The organism is Paraburkholderia tagetis (genome assembly GCF_022213065.1).
In the GTDB taxonomy this organism is placed as follows: domain Bacteria; phylum Pseudomonadota; class Gammaproteobacteria; order Burkholderiales; family Burkholderiaceae; genus Paraburkholderia; species Paraburkholderia tagetis.
This window is the reverse complement of the sequence record NZ_JAKLJA010000023.1, coordinates 79,170-98,434: the sequence shown is the minus strand read 5'-3', so window position 1 is coordinate 98,434 and position 19,265 is coordinate 79,170. Positions and strand designations below refer to the sequence as shown.

The following is a 19,265-nucleotide window of genomic DNA, read 5'->3' as shown; positions in this document are numbered from 1 at the left end:
CCAACCGGTAAACCATAACACTAGCCCGCTCTAGTCGAATCGTCGCGCCTCACCCGGCCCGCTGGCAAGACTCCTCATTGGAGCATGCGGAGGACCACAACTTCTTCGACTAGCGCCGCACCAATCTCTCGATCATCGGACCGAGATACTCGACCATTAGACGGGAAAATTCCTGCGCCCGCTCACTCGGAACAACGCCGTTCCTTGGAATGCCCATCGTCTTGCAGGCGCGCTCGAATGCTTCGTCGGTTTCTCTCTGCCAGTGTCGCAATTGGCTGCGGTTGTAGACGATGCTGAAACCTGCGTCGAGCGCTGCCCTATAGCTTTCGTCTGTAGTGGCGTTGTTCGTACGCACCAGCTCGAGCTCCGCGTCCGACAGATTGAGATCGATACGAGCGTCGATATGATCGCCAGTTGCCGGATTGAACGCATACGTCGCGCTGAGCGGCTGCCCGTCATACGCTTCACTCAGGATCACGACGATCCGTGACATGGAGAAGTACTCGACATACCCGAGCAGCGTATGTCGCGACGGGTCACCCACGACGCTCACGCAATTGATAGCGTGAAAATCCGGTCGATTGGCAACGAGATCCCGCACGTAAAAGAAGGCATAGGATGGCGTAACCGAGTAGTCCTTGAGGTACCGCAACGCGGAATCGCAGGCTCGCGCATCGACGCCCGTCGTAGCAGCAAGTGCAACTGCGCTCTTGACCATCGACCGACCTGCCAACTCACCACCGAAACTTGACGATAACGACACGGGAGATTCAAGCGGTGTTTCATTAGCGCTCATGGCGCCCAAGATAGTCTGCGGGTCGAGCTGTGGGTATTTGCTTACCACCTGCTTCACCATTCGTCTCGCTTCTCTTTCATCCCGCGCCGAGATCCTGATGTCCGTCCCGTTCTCCCCTTCCTCGGCGCTAAACTTCGGATGCTCGATTGTCATATTGCCGTTCGGCAATAGAAGATAGCGGTTGCCGTCCACCGTATGAATCTGAATGCTGGGCGGCTCACCACGATCCCTCTCCACTCCGTGCATCATCGCAACATGTGAGAACTGACGCCAGATCTCGGCGTCCCAGCTATTGCCGGTGCGACTGTTGCAGTCCTTGCATATGAACCCACGGATCGTTCGACGGCCACCGATCGAGTTGGGAATGATGTGCTCGCTCGAATCTCCACTCAAGGCGATCGGATCGTCACAAAGTGGGCAAATATCTTCGTGGCTGATGCTGTCCATGCTGTTTTCCTTTGTGTGGACGTTCGCGCGGCTGGTAAACGGTATCACGTGTCGGCATAATCGGATCGTCGCGCCTAGCCCGGCCAGGCGCCAGCGGGCTACCCCGGCCCGCTGGCGCGGCTCCTAACCGGGGCATGCGAGGGGAGCATGAGCAACGCCAGACGGCTCTCCAGTCGTCGCAGTGAATCGTTTCCATTCGCGAGCTGGTGATCGCGATAGCTGGCGCGGAGCAAAGACCTGCGCCCGAGATAGCCACCGCCCTATGGAATCTGCTGGCGGAGTCCGACTCCGCTCCCGAATGGCTGCAACAGCGCGGCGGCGTCATCTACCGTCTTGAGCCGAGTGCCCAGGATACTGGCTGGTTCGCGCTTCGCGCGCTGCGTGAGGGCAGAGACGCAATTGCATATCGTGGCCTGTGGATAGGCTCCACTTGCGCGGAATAGCTACTATTCTTTCAAACCGTCGCCTGCGAACCGGCTCGCATCAATCGTGACGTTCAGCGTCGGGACCAGGTACGGGAATAGTCCACTCATCCACCGCTTCCCCCGCTTCAGATTCGCGCTCTTGCCGAAGTTCCAGGATGCGCCCGTGAGCGACAACGACTTTCAGGTCGAATCTCACGCCTTTTCGGAAGTGGAACAAATAAGCCGTGAAGGAGGCTGTGTCGCTGGCAAAGTAATCGTCGCTCAGAAATTGTCGGCGCGCGACACGTCCATCACTTGCCACCCAATAATCGGCCATGGCGCAATCGAGCGACTTTGTCTGCCACTCCTTTCTCGGCAGGTCTCGGGGGAACGGCTCGAAATCCTGAGAAACCGCGAATATATCGTTCATCCTCGAGCGCGGCTTTGCTGCTGTTAGCGTCAGCCAAGGTTAGCATACCCTCAGTCTTCGAGCTGGAACTGCAAAACGAGTTGGCGCCGCCTCCGCGCGACAGCATGCCCGTCGCGCGGCATGGCCCCAGGCCGCCCGCATCAGGCGGCTGTCCGACCATCTTCAGACAATCACGCTGGCCGTCGCGACTTCCGTCGAAAGGACGGGAAAAGATCCGCGTCGAGGTCAAGCAAGGGCTGAAGGTCAAACCAGACGAAAAACACTCAGTCATCCTGACAACCTGGTGCACGCGCTGCGTGCAAAAGAACTGTCCTCTCCGACCAGCCATTCGTTTCCAGCTATGCGCTGTGACGGCCTCCCAGACGTGCTGGTTTGTTTCGGACGTGAGCGGGATAACAGGTGTGGGAAGACCTCACGGACGCCGGAATGAACGACCAAAGCACACGAGAGTTGGATGGACTTGCACAGCCGTAGCTGCAGCACAGCGTAGCGCGCCGCGTCGTGCAACCACTGGTTCAACGTTTCTTGCAATTTATTGCGTCGCTGTCTTCACCAGCTTCTCGACCGCCTGGTCAGTCGCTTCAGTCACCTCCGATGTGGCAATTGTTGTGGCCTCCAGGTCACTTTGCGCGACTTCGACGACCTGTTTCGTTGCCTTTTGCACGCTTTCCTGCGCCGTGTTGGCCAGCGTGATCGCCTGTTTCATCAATGCAATTGCGACTCCGGAGCCGCCCGGGGCGTGCTGCGCGACATTCTCGGCGAACCATTGAACCTGTCGGTTGGCCTCCTGGCACCGGGCATTGATGATTTCTGACAACTGCGTTTGCATGGTCGACGTAATCTCCGCAACCTGAAGTTCGTACGTCAGAGCCTTGTCCGCCGAAGGCAGCGCCAGCGAGTCCTGCAAACCAGCAGGTCCTGTCCGTCTTTCTTCGCCAGCCCGTCCTGAACGCGTAGATACCAGTCGCCAAGCGTAGTTTTCGCCATATCCAGATTCAATTTGATGAGCTTTTCCTCGCCTTCCAGCATCTTTCCAGCCAGCCCAAAGAAGAAGTCAAGATTTGCTCGTTGGGCTAGGGCAGCCTGCTCCTGAAAATCAGTCATATTCGCCTCCTGAAGATGTATGTCCTACGCCCAGCATGTCCGGCGCCTGTGACCAGCTGATGAATCGCGCAGTCTGGAAGTCACCGTGTCGACGTACCTTTTCGAGCCCGCCTGCGCAGGGGTGTTGGTGTCAGTCGCGGTTGCGTGCCCCATCTTCCCCAGCGCCTGGCTGCGCGATGGTGCTCCCCGGGCGTCGACAGATGCAGGGAGTGCAATACGACGAAGGTTCCATTACAGGGTGGAGACGGTCGGGATACCAACGCCTTCCGTACATCTCCACGTGGACATCGCCTGGCTCTGCGCGGGTCAAGCGCAAGCCACGACATGTCATGGTGGTTCTCATCGGACACGGCCTCGGAAGGGATTCGGTTTGTCGCCTCTCAACGGCACCTCGTACGGCTCACGTGCCTGAGCCCTGCCATTGACCGGCAGCACGGTCGAAATGGCATGCTTGAAGACAAGCTGCACACTTGGGCCAGACTCCAGCAGAACGGCAAACTGGTCAAAGGCGGCCAGTTGACCGCTCAGTCTGATGCGGTTCACGAGGAACACGTTGACGGTGGTCTTGTCCCTGACGAGCGTCTGCAGAAAGTTGTCTTGTACGCTGGGCGTGCGGTCATGTTCTGAGGTCAACGCGACAGGTCCTTCGATGGTACCGGCGATGGTTGAAGCCCGGCACGGCAGTCTCAAGACCGCCGCACCGGGCATGGCATGAGGACCAGAACGCTTTTAATCCGAATTAGGCATCCTGATCAACAGGATGTCAGGACGTTGACCCCGGCTGTGGCCAGGGCCACCCCCTCTTCTCGTCGGGCGCATCCCACTCCACAGACGGCTCGACCCTGACCGACGCCTCGACCGGACTTGTTTACCCTGCGGCATCGCGCGCCGGTTCGTCCAAAGCGCCGCTTTTCATCTCGGGGAGCCCGGCTCCAAACCATTTCACCTTCTTCTGCATATGGGCGACATAGGCTTTCCAGCCGGAAGGGTTGCGATCAAACAGGTCGTGTCGAACGGTCGACGCAAGCACCCTGCGGTTGAGGTCTGTCTCAAGCAGTTCCCTGGGCCACAGGAAAAACGCGCTGGCGACACGTGCGCCGAACTCGGCCGCAGTCATCCCCGGTGCGACCATCCGGAGGAACTCAAAGGCCTGCAGCGATTCCTGTCCGGCAAGCTGTGCGACCGTCATGTCCGGTTGACCTGTTCTGGATAAACAGTTCCAGGCTTCGAGCATCTCCCCGAGGTGAAGCAGCAGTTCCCGTCTGTCAAATCGGTCGTCCATTGCGGTATCTCCGTGCATGACGCAGGATAGACCAATCGACCATCGGAGAGAAGCCATCGATACGCTCGCCGTATCGGTTGTTCCGGATGCCCGCGCATCGCGCGCATGGGTCAAACTCATTTGCGTCGTGTTCCGCTTGCGGTCGACAGGGAGTTCTCCACATGAACCCCCGTTCTCTTTTCGTTCTATCAGGGCTCCTTCGCACATGACAGCGGCACAGAATGCCCTGGCACTGCGCTTACCGGTGTTGCACTTTCCGGGCGCCCATGTAAATGTCGAAGAGTCCACCGTGCAGACGGCACAGCTGTTCGCGCAGGCCGACAAGTTCGTGCTGGTCGCCTTCGCGCTCGCGTCGCAGAATCTCGCCCAGCAGGGCCGTCGCGCGGGAAGGCTTGTGCTCACGCCGCACCCGTGCCTCGGCCAGCCGACCCGCGAGCACCGGTTTGACCAGGATCAACCAGGCTGGAAAAAAGCGGAAGTCCTCGCTGTCGCCGTTCCCCGGAAACTCGGCGTCAAAGCGGCGGCGCAACGCGTCAAGCGATGCGTCACCCAGCACCGGCAATAACGCCACGAACCGTGCAGGTGCCAGCCACGCCAGTTCTGCGAGCAGCGGCCACGCGGCATCAAGGCCATCCGCTCGATAGCGCGTCTCGGTCATCCATGCGAGCGGGGCCGCGAGGTGCCACCACGACTCGATGCCTTTTACACATTCACGGGCGGCTTCCCAGTCGCCTGCCTTGAGCCACAGGGGCGCCGCGTGGCAGTCTTCGGCGGCGGCAGAAAATGGCAGCGCCGCAGCCCGCAACGCAAGCGAGCGCCAGAGCGACGCCACCCACGGCTGCACGGCGTGTCTGGGCAGCACACGAGCCGCGGCTGGCACCACCTCGTTTGCGAGGGCGCGACGCGCCACCGCGAGGGCCTCGTGGTCGGCAAAGAGGACTCGGGACTCGGCTTCGAGCGCGTGCACCAGAACTGTTAACGCCGGCAACTCATCGTCGTCCGGGTATTCGCCAGCCAGCGCCTTCAGTGCCGAACGCGCGGATGCCGTATCGCGCTGCTGCAGGCACTCCGACACGTCATTGCGCAACATGACGTCGCGGCTGTCGGCGAAGATATCGAGCTGTTGCATGGTTCATGCGCCCCGAATGTGAACATCACGTCTGGCCAGACTAGCGGATTTGACCGCGCGACGGAAGTTGCAGTCCGCATGACGCTCCGTTCCCGCTTCAGGGAGGAGCAGACTGGCATCCGGTGCCCGCTGCTCAGAACAGCTCCTGCTGCCGTACGTCGCGCGGTGGAGCCAGCGAGACCTTCGCGCCGCCGACGGTGCGGCGGCGCTTGATTCGCCGCACGTGGGCCACGAGCTCGGCGTTGCCGTCAGCCCCGTTCATCACGAGCGAAACAGCCCCACCCCATCCGGCCGGCTTCCGCGTAATGCGCGAAGCGAGACCCGCAAGGCGAGGCGGCGCGCGCGATCGAGCATCTGGGCGCGGCTCATGCCGGGCCAGCATGTCGCGATGAACTGCGCAACCGGAAGCGGAAGTGACTCGGGAGCGTGTCCGACGGGAAGCGCAAGAGCAACGAGTTCGAAGCGAGCAGGCATGCGAGGGAATGCGGGAGTTTGCGGTCCACCGCGTGCACGCGCGGCGCCGCGTCTATCCTGGCGGAAAGCGTGATTCCGCGCAACGAGGACACGCGATGCACCGGGAGATTAAAGCTGCCGCCGGTACTGCCCGTTGCTCTGCCTGAATCGATCCAGGCATCGAAGGGCGCACGTCGTGAATCGCGCCGCCAGATTGTGTGTGTAGGGGAAAAACTCCGGCAGAGCGAACGCGTGCCGGCTGCTGCAGCCGATAGATCGGTCGCAGCGGGCCGGCGTCGCCAGAGCGGGCGTCGCCAGCCACGACTGGATTTGAGCGTTACTGTGCTGCCACTTCAGGCGTAGCAGCGACCTCGACCGCTGCCGGTGCCTTTTTCGTGGCGACCTTGCGCGGTGCACGCGTCTTTTTCGCGGGCGCTGCGGCCTTACGTGCTCGCACACCGTCGGCCGACGATGCTGCGCCGCGCGCGCGGGCCGTCCTGGTGGCGGCTTTTTTCGCGACAGCCTTTTTCGCTACGGTTTTTTTCGCGGCAGCACGCTTCGCCGGTGCCTTTTCCGCAGGAGCCGATTTCGCATCTGCAGCCTTCGTGTTCGCGCCTGCGCCGATGAGGAATTTCGAACGGTCCTTCGCGCCGCTGATCCAGGCCGGTGCCCGTCCGCGGCCACTCCACGTCGCGCCCGTCTTCGGATCGGCGTATTTCGGTTCAACGTGATGCACGACTGTTCGGGGAGTTTTCGCTGCACCTGTCGCGGCTAGCGCGGATGGCTTGCGGCCGCGCTTTTTCCCGACAAAGCTCTCGATGTCGGCGACGCTCAGTCCGTACTTGTTCATCAGGTCACGGATCTTGGTCAGTCCGGTTGACGACTGCTTTTGAGCGACCGTTGCCGCCTGCTTCTGGAGTTTTGCTATCTTCAGGTTGATCGCATCCAAAGTAACCATTGTCTTCGCTCCTTTTAGGGTTTTCTGTTTGTGCGATCCTGAAACTTCCCTGGTACAGCGAAGTTCATTCTGGCCCGTCACGATTGACGCCATCGTCGCGGTGGAGATTATCGCTTTAAAGATCTACGCGCGCAAACCGTCAGCTCACCCTGGCACTCGAGGGCGGCCTCGAAATAAGTTGAACTTGCGGAGAAGTTACTTTTTTCCCGAGAGACTTTCGTCTTCCGCGCTTATATCACATAGCCAGCGAGCCCACGTATTGAGCCTGAACGCCAGCACACGCGATACACGGTTAATACGCCCCGATGCACGGACCCGTTTCATTCCGGCCTCTTCTTCGATTGGCACATGATGCCCTGGAGGTATCATGACAATCCCGGACCGGAAGTCCTCACACATCGCCGGAACGATTGCACCTCAGACAGTTCTCCGGTGCCAGGAATGGGCCCGTTTGTCCATGCATGAAAGCGTGATTTCCGACGCCTGCCATGGCAGCACGGTTTTGCTGATGCATTGAGGTAAACTGCCTGAAAATCAGGGTCCACCGCGATATGCCGGCCGCCGGATGATCCGATAAAATCGCGACACTCGCTGACATTCGTACCGAGGCGCTTCGGACTCCCGTGAGTGCCTTGCGACACGGTGATCGCTCCATTAAGGTCGCCGGCACAGCGTCTAGCCAGATACTGAAAGGAAAGGAAGCGTGGACGAACGCAAACGGGAAAGCATGGTGGCCTATCTGCGTCGGAGGATGGCCGAATTCGGCATTAAACCCGACGATCTCGCTGACTCAATTGCACGCGATCAGCGGCGGCACAGCGAAACGCGTTACCGCAACGCCGCGGGAGAAACCTGGGACGGCAAGGGCGAAATCCCGCAGTGGCTTCAACAGGCCACAAGCGCCGGTCAGTCGCTTGAACATTTCGCTATCAACGGGACCGCCCGTGAACTGCCAGGAAAGCACAGCGGTGTCGACTGGCGTAACGATCCATTTGCCGGCACCCGCCTCGCCGCTGACCGGCAAGGCCTGGCGACATCCTGAGCAGCAACCGCAGGCCACTTTTCCCTGGCCTCACGGTGCAACTGAATGTCTGCGACTGCATCCGCGAAGTTAATTTTCCCGATGCACTGAATCCAGGCGTCGACAGGCAACCGCGCGATGGGTGTCATCTCCGGTGTCAGCATTCAACCCGTCCTGAAAATCTTGCCTCAAGCGGATCGCAGAAATGCCGCCCGGAACAACAGGGCGACAGTGGTCGTTCTCGCTGGAAGCCCAGCAATATCCGGAAGATGACAGGATTGCAGCCCATTTGCTGATCTGCAGCGCCGGCGCCAGCGAAGCACGCATCAGGCGGATTTCTGTAAAAACGGATGGATCGACCGGATCTTCTCATGATCCCCGGCGTGCTCGCGCAGTTGCCCCGCTCCCGGTCAGCAACCAGAGTTTCGAACCTGCGTAATACATTCGATTCCATCAGCGACGTTGTCCCGATGAGATGCGCACCGCCGGGCGAGTGATCGAAATCGCCGGCGGTGTCCCTGCTCTGCGCCCGATCCCCAGCAAAAATCGCAGTACACGATCGACTCCCCCGTCAACGATGCATCCGCGACATCGCGCCGAACGCTCGCGGACCCGCCGCAGCTTAATCACGAATAGGGCGCTCCTCGGGTCGGCAATATTGGGCGAAGTTTAACCACCCGCACCCACGAACTGACGCCGGGAACTTGCCACAAGGGAGACAATCATCTGGACGTTCAGGCGTCAGCTTCGCACCGCAATCCGTCGCCCGCATGTCGAAAACGCGCGCCGCATTGTTGAACAATACGAGAGCACTGACACTCTCAATTGAGCGGGCGCTTTCGCCTGCTCGACTCTGCTCGCCGGACGAGGTCACTCAGAAGCCACTTCGCGACCAGTTCAGGTCGATCCATCCCTACCGAGGCGAATTTGACCTCGCCTTCGTAATAGACAATGACCGAACCGGTCATCACCCGATACGTGCCGCTGTGCCTGACCCCGTCGACAAGGGCGTCTACGGGATTTAGGGATTCGTAAGCTTGAGGGCTCATGCCGGAGTCCTGCACGAAAAACCTCAACGTAGCCAACCACCGCAATTCCGTCAATGGTCGGCAAACCAGATGATCACGCTATATTGAAGGACGCTCCGCTGATCATTTCGATCGTGGCGTCGTGACGCATGTTATGAGTCGTCGGACAGAGTGCGGGAGGGCGGATGGGCAACGGGAAAATGGACAAACGCGAGCGACACGAACCATGCGCCGAGGGGGCGTTTTCGGACATTGCGTCGCCCATTGTCGACGAGGCAATCGAGCAGGCGAAGGGAATCGCCACCGCCCCTTCCGCTGAAGGGCTCCATCAGTTACGCATCACTATGCGCCGCCTGCGATCGTTATGGTGGTCGTACCGCCCCTTGCTCGACGTGGGGGAGAATACCCGGCAGCGCGAGCTCTTCAGGTCACTCGCCGATTCAGCTGGCAAGGCGCGTGATTATGACATTCTGATTGCGCTGCTCAAGCTTCAACAGAAAGGCGGAGATGCGCTTCCGCCTGAAATAACAGATGCCCGACAGGCGGCACTCGAAGCTGGCAGCGAAGTGTTTTCGAATCCTGAAATGAAGACGCTACTGCTTGAGGCACTCTCGCAGGCCTCGGGAGCGCTGGTCGCGAGAGAGAACCGACACCCACTTCAGGTTTTCTCGGAAGGCCGCGTCGCAGCGTCTGAAAAGCAGTTGCGCAAACGCGCGAGGCGCGCCGCAAAGGCCAAAAGATCAGACGTTTCAGCTTTTCATGATGTCAGAAAGGCTGGAAAGAAGGCTCGCTATCTCCTAGAGCTTTTCGGACCGGTACTGTCCGCTGGCCATCGCAAAACGTTGAAGCGTCTCAAGAAAATCCAGAAGCGATTCGGCGCCTTGAATGACGTCGTGGCGAGCGAAAAGCTTTTGCGCGACAACGCCCCGTTGCTTGCCGCTTTGGGCGAGCCGGAAAGAACACTGAAATGGTTTAAGACGGAGCGTGAGCGACACTTGCGGGCCGCTGCGGCCTTATTGCGCAAGGACTGGAAATAGGCCTGCCAGCAACGGGCGCACTCCAGGCAAAGCAGGCCTGTCAGATGTGGCCGTGCAGAGAGTTCTGTGGGCACTTTCATCGACAGGTACCGTATGTCAGTGGCCGTTATGACACGAACAGTCGGGGGCCCTTCGTGGACAGCCATGGCCGCTTGGGGTCGGCTCGCGACTTTCGACCTTGGTGTCGCTGTCGAGTACGCCGGGCGGCTAGCGATCGGCAACGATCGTGCAAACGCAACACCCGGCACATCCGAAGGCAACACTCCTTTGAGGCAGCCTTGCCAGGCAAGCCTCTGAAAGGCAACGCGAGACGCGGTGCCTACTTCAGCTTCACCTGGCAGATCCAGCCGGTGCCCGCCGGCGGACGGGTTGCCTTCGTGGCCAGTTGCGGGGCAATACTATCCGGGCACGGGACCTTCACGCCACCGAGGCGGGACACTTCCCTGCCTGTCACGATCCCGCGCATAGACCCTCCCCTTCCCAGCGGGCCGCAGTGCCGACGCCGGCGCCGGCGAGTCGTTTGCTCGAACGTTATCGCCAATCTGACGCGCTGATGCCGTGCGTACGCTGGTTTCACTGGCCATTTCTTTTGGTCCGGGCAATCAACGTTTTCACCGCGACGGCTCGCGGCTCATGCAGCCGTACGTCTGTCCGCACCACGATGCGTCCGCGGGTACACCCACCCAGACCACCATGGCCGGGAAGCCGTCGTCTCGCCGTTGATATCACGCCACCGCTTGCGCCGCCCCAAAAGAAAAAGCCCGCCGGTATGGGCGGGCTGAATCCATATCGTGGAGACATGGAGGAGACAAAAACCATTTTAAGGGTTTTCCCTTATCCGCGCAAGCGCCTCATGGCTTCGTGACAGATTGCCACCGAGCCAGTATGATACCTGTATATCCATACAGTATTTTTCGGGGGCGTGATGGGTCAACTGAACGTGCGCGCCGAGGCAATTCACCCGGACCTCTGGTTCGCCTCGCAGCTGGCCGTCGCCCGCGGGCGGGCGATCACCAGTGGCCACGACCCGCTGGACTCCGAGCTGCCTGGACGCGGCTGGCCCACCGGTTCCCTGACCGAGGTGATGCTTCCGCAGCCGGGTTGCGGCGAACTCCGGCTCCTGCAGCCAGCGCTTGCGGCGGTCGCCCAACGGCCTGTGTTTGCGGTGCAGCCACCGCACCGGCTTCAGCCGGCGGCGCTGACCTGGTGGGGGCTGAAACAGGAAAACATCCATGTCCTGAAACCCGCCTCCACCGCCGACGCGCTCTGGGCGGCAGAGCAGATCCTGCGTGCTGGCACAGCGGGCGCCGTGCTTTTCTGGCAATCCCAGATCCACCCCGATGCGCTGCGCCGGCTGCACCTCGCGGCACAGCGCGCCGAGACGCTTTTCTTCCTGTTTCGTCCGATGGCTGCGGCAAGCGCGACGTCACCCGCGCCGTTACGGATCGCGCTGGCACCCACACCGGGCGGCGTGAACATTTCCTTCGTCAAACGTCGTGGCCCTCATCGGGACGATCCCGTCTTTGTACCGCTGTCACCTTCTCCAGTCCTTCTGAATCGCAATGCACCACTGGATCGGCGTTCATCTCCCGCGCCTGCCCATCGAGAGTTTTTGCCCGACCTGGCACATGCCAGCGTCTGAGGCCGGGACCGTTGTGCTGGACAAGGGTCGTGTGCTGGATATGGATGCCGGAGCGCGTTCGCTGGGCGTGGTCGAGGGCATGCGCCGCGGCGGCGTGCTCACGCTCGCGCCGCACGCGCATATCCGCGAGCGCGACACGGCGCGCGAACAGACGACGATGCAGGGGGTGGCTTTCGCGTTGCTCCAGTTCACCCCCAACGTCGTGATGGCAGACGAAAATGTGGTACTGGCCGATGTGACCGCAAGCGTGCGGCTGTTTGGCGGCCTGCGCTCGCTGCGACAACGTATTCGCCGCGCAATTGCCGACTTTGGCGTGACCTGCGTGACATCGATCGCCGCGACGGCTGAAGCGGCGTGGCTGCTCGCACGTACGGGCGGCGGCGTGGCGCTCAGCGAGCGCTCGCAGCGTCGCGCGCTCGCCCGTGTGCCCGTGAGCGTCCTGCCGGCGGCAAGGCGGTACGCTGAATGGTTTGACGGACTCGGCTGTACCACGATGGCGGACGTGATGCGTTTGCCACGCGCGGGGCTCAAAAAGCGCTGCGGCACGGCCCTCCTGGACGCGCTCGACCGCGCGACGGGCGCGGCGCCCGAGGTCCACGAGTGGCTTGCCATGCCGCCCGCGTTCGATGCACGCGTCGAGCTGCCGGACCGGATCGAGCATGTGGAGGCCGCACTGTTCGCTGCGCGGCGGCTGACGCTGCAGATGACCGGCTGGCTTGCGGCACGCCAGCTCGCCGTCGCCCGCTTTGTCCTCCTGCTGGAACACGAGCGCGGCCGCGATGCGATTGCCCCGACGGAGCTCGAGGTGGCGCTGGGTGAGCCGACGTGGCACGAAGAGCATCTCGTGCGACTGCTGAAGGAGCGGCTCGCGCGCGTCGAGCTCGCGGCACCGGTCATCGCCCTGCGCCTTGAGGCGAAGGATGTCCGGGAGGCTGAAGCGCCCAGCGATTCGCTGTTTCCGGAGCCGGGTGGCTCACCCCAGGATCACGCCCGGTTGATGGAACTGCTGGTCGCGCGACTGGGTGCACAGAACGTGCTGCGTCCTGGCCCGGTGGCGGACTATCGTCCGGAGGTCGCTGCGCAATGGGTGCCAACGTCGGGTGAAACGCCGCGCGCGCGCCACGACCCTCCCCGCGATCTGCCCCGGCCGGCCTGGCTGCTCGACGCACCCGTCCAGCTCATCATGCGTGGGCACCGGCCGTTCTACGGAACACCGCTGCGCATCGTCTCGCCGGGTGAGCGCATCGAATGCGGCTGGCAGGACGGGGCTGTCGTCACGCGTGACTACTTCGTCGCCGAGGCGGAAAACCATCTGCACTACTGGATATACCGGGAGCGCGTCGGAAGCCGGGATGAACGCGAACCCCGGTGGTTTCTTCATGGGCTGTTCGGCTAGGCCATGGCAACCCTGCCCGCGTTCGGGGCACTGCCGGACTATGCTGAACTGCAGTGCGCCTCCAACTTCTCCTTTCTCCGCGGGGCGTCCCATGCGGACGATCTCGCCGCGCGCGCGGCGCAGCTTGGCTATGCCGCGATCGCCATCACCGACGAGTGCTCGCTGGCCGGTGTCGTTCGCGCGCATGTCGAGGCAAAGAAGGCAGAGATACCCCTGATCGTCGGGTCGGAATTCGGTCTCACCAATGCCGACGGTTCGCCCGCGTTGCGCTTCATTGCGCTGGCGATGACGCGCGAGGGCTACGGCAACCTGAGCGAGCTGATCACGCTCGGGCGCATGCGGGCGGACAAGGGCAGTTACCGGCTGGCCGCGCGCGACCTGGACCACCCGGATCCGGTGCAGGCGCATCTGAGGGGATTGCCGGACTGCATCGCGATCCTGAGCCCCGACTATCCGGCCGACAAGGCGCGCCTCGATGCCCAGATGGCGTGGTTCGCGGACACATTTGGTGAACGTGCGTGGGTCGCGCTGACGCTTCATGCGCGGGCGATGGACGACATCCACCGCGGCGTGATCGAACAGGTGGCCGCGCGTCATGGCGTGCCCGTCGTCGCCACCGGCGCGCCGGTCATGCACGTGCGCTCGCGCAAGCCCCTGCAGGATGTGCTGACCGCCATCCGCCTGGGACGGCCGGTTGCCGAGTGCGGCTACGACCTCGCGCCGAATGCAGAGCAGCATCTGCGCTCACGCCTGCGCCTGGCCAACCTCTACCCTGCCCGCGCCCTCGCCGAGACCGTGGCGATCGCCCGGCGCTGCACCTTTTCGCTGGACGAGTTGCGCTACGAATACCCGGATGAACTCGTGCCCGACGGCTTCACGCCCGAATCGTATCTTCGACAGGAGACCTGGATCGGCGCGCACCGCCGCTGGCCGGCGGGCATTCCCCACAAGGTCCAGGCGCAGATCGAGCACGAGCTCGCGCTGATCGCCGACCTGAAGTACGAGCAATATTTCCTCACGGTGCACGACCTGGTCCGTTTTGCGCGCAACGAAGGCATCCTCTGTCAGGGACGCGGCTCGGCCGCGAATTCCGCGGTCTGTTATTGCCTGGGCGTGACGGAGGTGGATCCGGCGCGCTCGTCGATGCTCTTCGAACGCTTTATTTCGCGCGAAAGAGCTGAGCCGCCCGACATCGATGTTGACTTCGAGCACCAGCGGCGCGAGGAGGTCGTCCAGTACATCTATCGAAAGTACGGCCGCGACCGCGCGGCACTCGCCGCGGCCGTGACGACCTATCGTCCCCGCAGCGCACTGCGCGAGGCAGGCAAGGCGCTCGGAGTCGATCCCGCGATCGTGGACAGGGTGGCGAAGGCCCATCACTGGTTCGATTCGAAACAGGATCTGCTCAGCCGGTTCTCGGAAGCCGGGCTTGACCCGGAGGCGCCTCTCATCATCCAGTGGGCGCACTTCGCCGCCCTCCTCCTCGGTTTTCCCCGACACCTCTCGCAGCACAGCGGCGGGTTCGTGATCAGCCGCGGCAAGCTTTCGCGACTTGTGCCGATCGAGAATGCGGCGATGGTTGACCGGTCTGTCATTGAATGGGATAAGGACGATCTCGAGTCTCTGGGATTATTGAAGATAGATGTGCTGGCACTCGGCATGCTGTCGGCGGTCCGCCGTGCGCTCGACCTGATCTCGGACAAGCGCGGCGAAGTATTCGAGCTGCAGGACATTCCCGCCGAAGATCCGGACACCTACGCAATGATCTGCCGTGCGGACACGGTGGGCGTGTTCCAGATCGAATCGCGTGCGCAGATGAGCATGTTGCCCCGACTGCAGCCGCGCCAGTTTTACGACCTCGTGATCGAGGTGGCGATCGTGCGGCCAGGCCCGGTACAAGGCGGCATGGTGCATCCGTACCTCAGGCGCAGGCAGGGCCTCGAGCCCGTGACCTTCCCGAGCCCGCAGATGGAGCAGGCGCTCGCGCGCACCCTCGGTGTGCCGATCTTCCAGGAGCAGGTGATGCAGGTCGCGATGCTCGCGGCCGGTTTTTCGGCCGGCGAAGCGGACCAGCTGCGCCGGGCGATGGCCGCCTGGCGCCGCAAGGGCGGACTCGGTGTCTACTACGACCGCATTGTGAACGGCATGCTCGAGCGCGGCTACGAGCGCGAGTTCGCCGAGCAGATCTTCGCGCAGATCCAGGGCTTCGGTGAGTACGGCTTTCCGGAAAGTCATGCCGCGAGCTTTGCCTTGATGGTGTATGCGAGCGCGTGGCTCAAGTGCCATGAACCGACCGTGTTCGCCTGTGCGCTGCTCAACTCACAGCCAATGGGGTTCTATTCGCCGAGCCAGCTCGTCCAGGATGCAAAGCGCCACGGCGTACGCGTGCTACCGGTGGATGTGGCCGTAAGCAACTGGGATTCGACGATCGAAGGTCCGACGACGCACGATCCCCTGCGGCTGGGCATGTCGCTGATCCGCGGCATGAAAGAGGAGGCGGCCGCACGCATCGAGATGGCGCGCGCGGTGCGGCCATTTCGCGATGTGTCGGACCTGGCGCGCCGTGCGCAGCTCGACCGTCGCGATCTCGAAGTGCTCGCTGCCGCCAACGCACTGTGCTCGCTCGCGGGCGACCGGCGCGCAGCGCTCTGGCAGGCGGTCGCGGCAGTGCCGGACCGCGACCTGCTGCGTGGCGCCACCGACGACGACGCCACCCCGGTGCTCGCGCCAATGACCGAAGGCCAGGAGCTCGTGAGCGATTACCGCTCGACAGGCCTCACACTGGGCCGGCATCCCCTCGCCCTGCTGCGCCCAAAACTTGCGAAGATGCGACTCGTGCCTTCGGAAGACCTCATGCGCTATCGTAATGGCCAGCTCGCGCGGGCCTGTGGCATCGTCACCGTGCGCCAGCGCCCGGGTACCGCCAACGGCGTGATGTTCATGACGCTCGAAGACGAGACCGGGACCACCAACATCATCGTCTGGGAGTCCATCCTCGAAAAATACCGGCGCGAGGCGTTGGGCGCCTCGTTGCTGGCCGTCTACGGCGTCTGGCAACGCGAAGGCGAAGTCAGGCACCTCGTCGCGAACCGGCTCGTGGATGTCAGTGGTCTGCTGGGGCAGCTGCAGACTGTTAGTCGCAATTTTCATTGAAGGGAACGACGATGAGCATCCGTGCTGGCCGTGCGAGGACCGAACCTGCGCTGATCAAGTGCAGGCGCTTCTATCCGCCGGGCTGCAGCAGTGCGGAGGCGCGTCGGCGTTCCTGCGCGAGCCAGTTCCGGGAAGACCAGGGGCAGCGCAACGCGCGCACGCCGACCGGCTTCCCCGGTGATGCTGCGGTAAGGACGACGTGATGGGCGACCGGCCGCGGCGTATTGCCCATCTCGATATGGACGCGTTCTACGCGTCCGTCGAGTTGCTGCGCTACCCGGAGCTGCGCGGACAGCCCGTCGTGATCGGGGGTGGCCGCAATGCCGTGCCGGAAACCCTGCCAGATGGCACGCGCCGTTTTGCGCGGCTTCGTGATTACGTCGGCCGCGGCGTAGTGACGACATCCACCTACGAGGCGCGCGCGCTCGGTGTGTTTTCTGCGATGGGGATGATGAAGGCAGCACAGCTGGCACCCGATGCGTTCCTCCTGCCCACGGATTTCGACGCATATCGCCACTATTCGCGCCTTTTCAAGGACGCGGTGCACACGTTCACTGATCGCATTGAAGACCGTGGCATTGACGAAATCTACGTAGACCTAACCGATCTGGAGGGAGAGTCACGCGCGCTTGGAAGCCGGATCAAGGCCGCCGTGCGGCAGGCGACGGGCCTCACCTGCTCCATCGCGATCGCGCCGAACAAGCTGCTGGCGAAGATCGGCTCGGAGCTCGACAAGCCCGACGGGCTCACGATACTGGCGATGGCCGATCTGGAGTCGCGTATCTGGCCACTTGCCGCGAAAAAGGTGAATGGTATCGGGCCCCGGGCGAGTGAGCGGCTGGACAGCATCGGCATCTACACGGTCGGCGATCTCGCCGCGGCAGACCTGGGGCTGTTGCAGGAGCACTTCGGGCGCAAATACGCAGCGTGGCTTGCACGGATCGCACGCGGCCTCGACGAGCGTGTCGTCGTGGTCTCGTCGGAGCCGAAGTCGATGAGCCGCGAAACGACGTTCGAGCGTGACATGCACGTGCTCAAAGACCGCGCCGTCCTGACGCCCGCGCTGACGGCACTCTGCGAGCGGCTCGCGGGCGACCTCGCGCGAAAGGGCTATAGTGGACGGACGGTCGGCGTGAAGATCAAGTTTGCGGACTTCAAGGTCGTGACGCGTGACCTGTCGTTACCCGAAGCACTGGCCGACGCCGCCTCGATCAGGCGCGCCGCAGGGGCATGCCTGAAGCGTGTGCTTCTCGACCGTCGTATCCGGCTCATCGGTGTGCGCGTCAGCGCCCTCGAACGTGCCATCGAAAGCAAATCACTCGCCGTTCCAACGCAGGGCCTGCTGCCCTTCGATTGCTGACACCGGCCGCGGCAGTCGAGAAGGATATGTAGGCGCGACGGGCCTGCACCTGACCGGTATCGACTGTCGCCGCTTTCCGGTTTTCGGCTGCGCGATCTGCAGTACAGCGACAGTAGAGGCTTGCCGAAATAGCCCAGACAAGTGCGTACCAACACCGCATCAGCCCGGTTCTTCGCCAGGCGTCAATTTTCCCAGCATGTCCATACCTTGCCGGAGCAGCATCAGCGTATCGGCGTGCCGACGCTCCATGTGAACAGGATTGGGGCGCCAGCATTCATCGCAAAGCAACCGGACGGTGACAACTAACCGGGAGTAACAGCATCCCGTGAGGCAGCGCGCCGGCCAGGCTGATTGTCCCCATCCAGGGATGCGCGTTCCAAAGAAAACATGAGGGAGAATGGAAGGCGGAACTTCGAGCCAGGCGCGACTTCACTTCTTTGAGGCTGCCGAGTGAACGGCTGACTGCGGTCACTGCGATCATTCGGCAGCTTTGTCCGCAGACGAATAACCAGATTACGCATTACGTAGTGTTTATTACGAATATTGCTCAGGCGATTCACATGAGGGAGATCGGCAGGTGTCTCGACGATTTTCGCCGCTGCGCATGTATTTTTTCGTGAAACATTGACCGTAAATTCTTCCGAATGTCCCGCTGCATAAGGAATTGAGCCGAATCGATTGTCTTTCGTTGATGTTTCACGCCTACACCTCGTGCAAAACGGAGCTCATTCCCAGTAGCGAGCAGAACCTCCTCAAATACCTTAGGGCGTAAACCTTCGTCGTTCCCCAGCCGCCCACGGACGGTCATCACGCGCGGATACCGTCGATGCTGGCGCTAGCGTTGGGACGCAGTTAATCGCTTAAAGCGCAAAAAATTAGGGTCGTATCATGCGATGTTATGAAGGCGGCGGGGTGCCCGGCGGGCCGCTGTCACCGGTGTATTCTGCCCGGGCGGACAAGGCACGGTGGCAGAGCAGTGCCGGTTATGGTGCATCGTCGCTATTCAAGGCCTACATCGAGCAGGACGGACCAAACTGGTTTGTGCCCGTGCAACTCATCGGCGCCTCTGAGGCGGGCGCCATCGAGAAGAAGTGGCCGAAGATGAATGCTGCGACACTGGGGACCCGATCAAGGTCAAACCGGGAAGGCCGCGCGTAGACTTGATGCTCGTCGGCCTCGGTCCGCAAGATATCTGAGTGCCCTCAGGACACAGGTGCGGCATCGTGAAACCTGAACGGGCGCGAGCGGCCCAACTGCACGGGGCTTCTGTCCCATTGCCGTTTGGCATGACCTTGATACCATCCGGGCCTACCTGCGCCGCTATCGCGACCTCGAGCGGACCGAAAGCCGCTATCAGAGGGAACTGGAACGCTTCCTCCTGCGGTGCGTATGTATCGAGCGCAAGGCCACGTCTGGCGTGAGCGCCGACGAGTGCGAGCGCTACAAGGACTTCCTCGCCACCCCGTCGCTTGACCGGGTGGGCATGTCCAAAGCACGTCGCGTCTCGTCAGGCTAGCGCCCGTTTGCCGGCCCGCTCCCGGCTGACACCCAACGATATCCTGTGCTCGTGCTGCGTGGCCGGTTCGAGTGACTGACTGCCGTTCGCCATCTCGGCGGCAATCCTT

General features: G+C 62.2%; 16 protein-coding genes. 6 read left to right on the top strand and 10 right to left on the bottom strand.

The features are described 5' to 3' along the window. Positions 1-109 precede the first annotated feature (109 nt). The 8 genes from L5014_RS23745 to L5014_RS23710 form a co-directional block, all read right to left on the bottom strand. A complete protein-coding gene (locus tag L5014_RS23745) occupies positions 110-1,243 on the bottom strand; it encodes an HNH endonuclease (protein WP_238466221.1) in 1,134 nt (377 codons plus the stop codon). A 483-nt stretch (positions 1,244-1,726) separates the two neighbouring features. After that, complete coding sequence (locus L5014_RS23740) at positions 1,727-2,077, bottom strand: hypothetical protein (protein ID WP_238466220.1); 351 nt, start codon at positions 2,075-2,077, stop codon at positions 1,727-1,729. Positions 2,078-2,609: 532 nt separating this feature from the next. Further along, a complete protein-coding gene (locus L5014_RS23735) occupies positions 2,610-2,984 on the bottom strand; it encodes a hypothetical protein (protein ID WP_238466219.1) in 375 nt (124 codons plus the stop codon). Then, positions 2,942-3,181 carry a phasin family protein gene (locus L5014_RS23730; protein WP_238466217.1) on the bottom strand — a complete coding sequence of 80 codons (240 nt, stop codon included), beginning with the start codon at positions 3,179-3,181 and terminating at the stop codon, positions 2,942-2,944. Before L5014_RS23730 ends, L5014_RS23735 begins: the two co-directional genes overlap by 43 nt. A gap of 339 nt (positions 3,182-3,520) precedes the next feature. Continuing rightward, positions 3,521-3,814: an RNA chaperone Hfq gene (gene hfq, locus L5014_RS23725; RefSeq protein ID WP_238466216.1), complete on the bottom strand. Its 294-nt coding sequence runs from the start codon at positions 3,812-3,814 to the stop codon at positions 3,521-3,523. Between the two features lie 235 nt (positions 3,815-4,049). Further along, positions 4,050-4,463 carry a hypothetical protein gene (locus L5014_RS23720; RefSeq protein WP_338019320.1) on the bottom strand — a complete coding sequence of 138 codons (414 nt, stop codon included), beginning with the start codon at positions 4,461-4,463 and terminating at the stop codon, positions 4,050-4,052. A 238-nt stretch (positions 4,464-4,701) separates the two neighbouring features. Next, positions 4,702-5,592 (bottom strand): hypothetical protein, encoded by an 891-nt coding sequence (locus tag L5014_RS23715; RefSeq protein WP_238466215.1) that lies wholly within the window; start codon positions 5,590-5,592, stop codon positions 4,702-4,704. Positions 5,593-6,382: 790 nt separating this feature from the next. Beyond that, complete coding sequence (locus tag L5014_RS23710; protein WP_238466213.1) at positions 6,383-7,096, bottom strand: H-NS histone family protein; 714 nt, start codon at positions 7,094-7,096, stop codon at positions 6,383-6,385. Between the two features lie 610 nt (positions 7,097-7,706). Between L5014_RS23710 and L5014_RS23705 the strand changes: the two genes are divergently transcribed. Further along, positions 7,707-8,045 (top strand): H-NS histone family protein, encoded by a 339-nt coding sequence (locus tag L5014_RS23705; RefSeq protein ID WP_238466212.1) that lies wholly within the window; start codon positions 7,707-7,709, stop codon positions 8,043-8,045. Positions 8,046-8,114: 69 nt separating this feature from the next. On the opposite strand, the gene L5014_RS23700 is transcribed toward L5014_RS23705, so the two are convergent. Then, a complete protein-coding gene (locus L5014_RS23700) occupies positions 8,115-8,351 on the bottom strand; it encodes a hypothetical protein (protein ID WP_238466211.1) in 237 nt (78 codons plus the stop codon). Positions 8,352-8,845: 494 nt separating this feature from the next. Beyond that, positions 8,846-9,073 carry a hypothetical protein gene (locus L5014_RS23695; protein ID WP_238466209.1) on the bottom strand — a complete coding sequence of 76 codons (228 nt, stop codon included), beginning with the start codon at positions 9,071-9,073 and terminating at the stop codon, positions 8,846-8,848. Positions 9,074-9,252: 179 nt separating this feature from the next. Between L5014_RS23695 and L5014_RS23690 the strand changes: the two genes are divergently transcribed. From L5014_RS23690 to dinB, 5 genes are all read left to right on the top strand, one after another. Then, positions 9,253-10,089, top strand: a complete 837-nt coding sequence (locus L5014_RS23690) for a CHAD domain-containing protein (RefSeq protein WP_238466207.1) — start codon at positions 9,253-9,255, stop codon at positions 10,087-10,089. A gap of 925 nt (positions 10,090-11,014) precedes the next feature. Beyond that, entirely contained in the window at positions 11,015-11,731 is a 717-nt protein-coding gene (gene imuA, locus L5014_RS23685) for a translesion DNA synthesis-associated protein ImuA (RefSeq protein ID WP_133197095.1), read from the top strand. Continuing rightward, positions 11,652-13,127: a Y-family DNA polymerase gene (locus tag L5014_RS23680; protein ID WP_238466206.1), complete on the top strand. Its 1,476-nt coding sequence runs from the start codon at positions 11,652-11,654 to the stop codon at positions 13,125-13,127. The genes imuA and L5014_RS23680 overlap by 80 nt, the downstream gene beginning before the upstream one ends. Before the next feature lie 3 nt (positions 13,128-13,130). Further along, a complete protein-coding gene (locus L5014_RS23675; RefSeq protein ID WP_238466205.1) occupies positions 13,131-16,280 on the top strand; it encodes an error-prone DNA polymerase in 3,150 nt (1,049 codons plus the stop codon). 202 nt (positions 16,281-16,482) lie between these two features. Continuing rightward, positions 16,483-17,640, top strand: coding sequence for a DNA polymerase IV (dinB, locus tag L5014_RS23670; RefSeq protein WP_238466204.1), 1,158 nt, complete (start codon positions 16,483-16,485; stop codon positions 17,638-17,640). Positions 17,641-19,265 lie beyond the last annotated feature (1,625 nt).

Bases quoted from the DNA above. Each gene is read 5' to 3' on its own strand.
- L5014_RS23680 (WP_238466206.1), top strand. From the start codon at position 11,652: ATGCACCACTGGATCGGCGTTCATCTCCCGCGCCTGCCCATCGAGAGT.
- L5014_RS23730 (WP_238466217.1), bottom strand. From the start codon at position 3,181: ATGACTGATTTTCAGGAGCAGGCTGCCCTAGCCCAACGAGCAAATCTT.
- imuA (WP_133197095.1), top strand. From the start codon at position 11,015: ATGGGTCAACTGAACGTGCGCGCCGAGGCAATTCACCCGGACCTCTGG.
- L5014_RS23700 (WP_238466211.1), bottom strand. From the start codon at position 8,351: ATGCGTGCTTCGCTGGCGCCGGCGCTGCAGATCAGCAAATGGGCTGCA.
- dinB (WP_238466204.1), top strand. From the start codon at position 16,483: ATGGGCGACCGGCCGCGGCGTATTGCCCATCTCGATATGGACGCGTTC.
- L5014_RS23720 (WP_338019320.1), bottom strand. From the start codon at position 4,463: ATGGACGACCGATTTGACAGACGGGAACTGCTGCTTCACCTCGGGGAG.
- L5014_RS23715 (WP_238466215.1), bottom strand. From the start codon at position 5,592: ATGCAACAGCTCGATATCTTCGCCGACAGCCGCGACGTCATGTTGCGC.
- L5014_RS23710 (WP_238466213.1), bottom strand. From the start codon at position 7,096: ATGGCGTCAATCGTGACGGGCCAGAATGAACTTCGCTGTACCAGGGAA.
- L5014_RS23675 (WP_238466205.1), top strand. From the start codon at position 13,131: ATGGCAACCCTGCCCGCGTTCGGGGCACTGCCGGACTATGCTGAACTG.
- L5014_RS23690 (WP_238466207.1), top strand. From the start codon at position 9,253: ATGGACAAACGCGAGCGACACGAACCATGCGCCGAGGGGGCGTTTTCG.
- L5014_RS23740 (WP_238466220.1), bottom strand. From the start codon at position 2,077: ATGAACGATATATTCGCGGTTTCTCAGGATTTCGAGCCGTTCCCCCGA.
- L5014_RS23695 (WP_238466209.1), bottom strand. From the start codon at position 9,073: ATGAGCCCTCAAGCTTACGAATCCCTAAATCCCGTAGACGCCCTTGTC.
- L5014_RS23745 (WP_238466221.1), bottom strand. From the start codon at position 1,243: ATGGACAGCATCAGCCACGAAGATATTTGCCCACTTTGTGACGATCCG.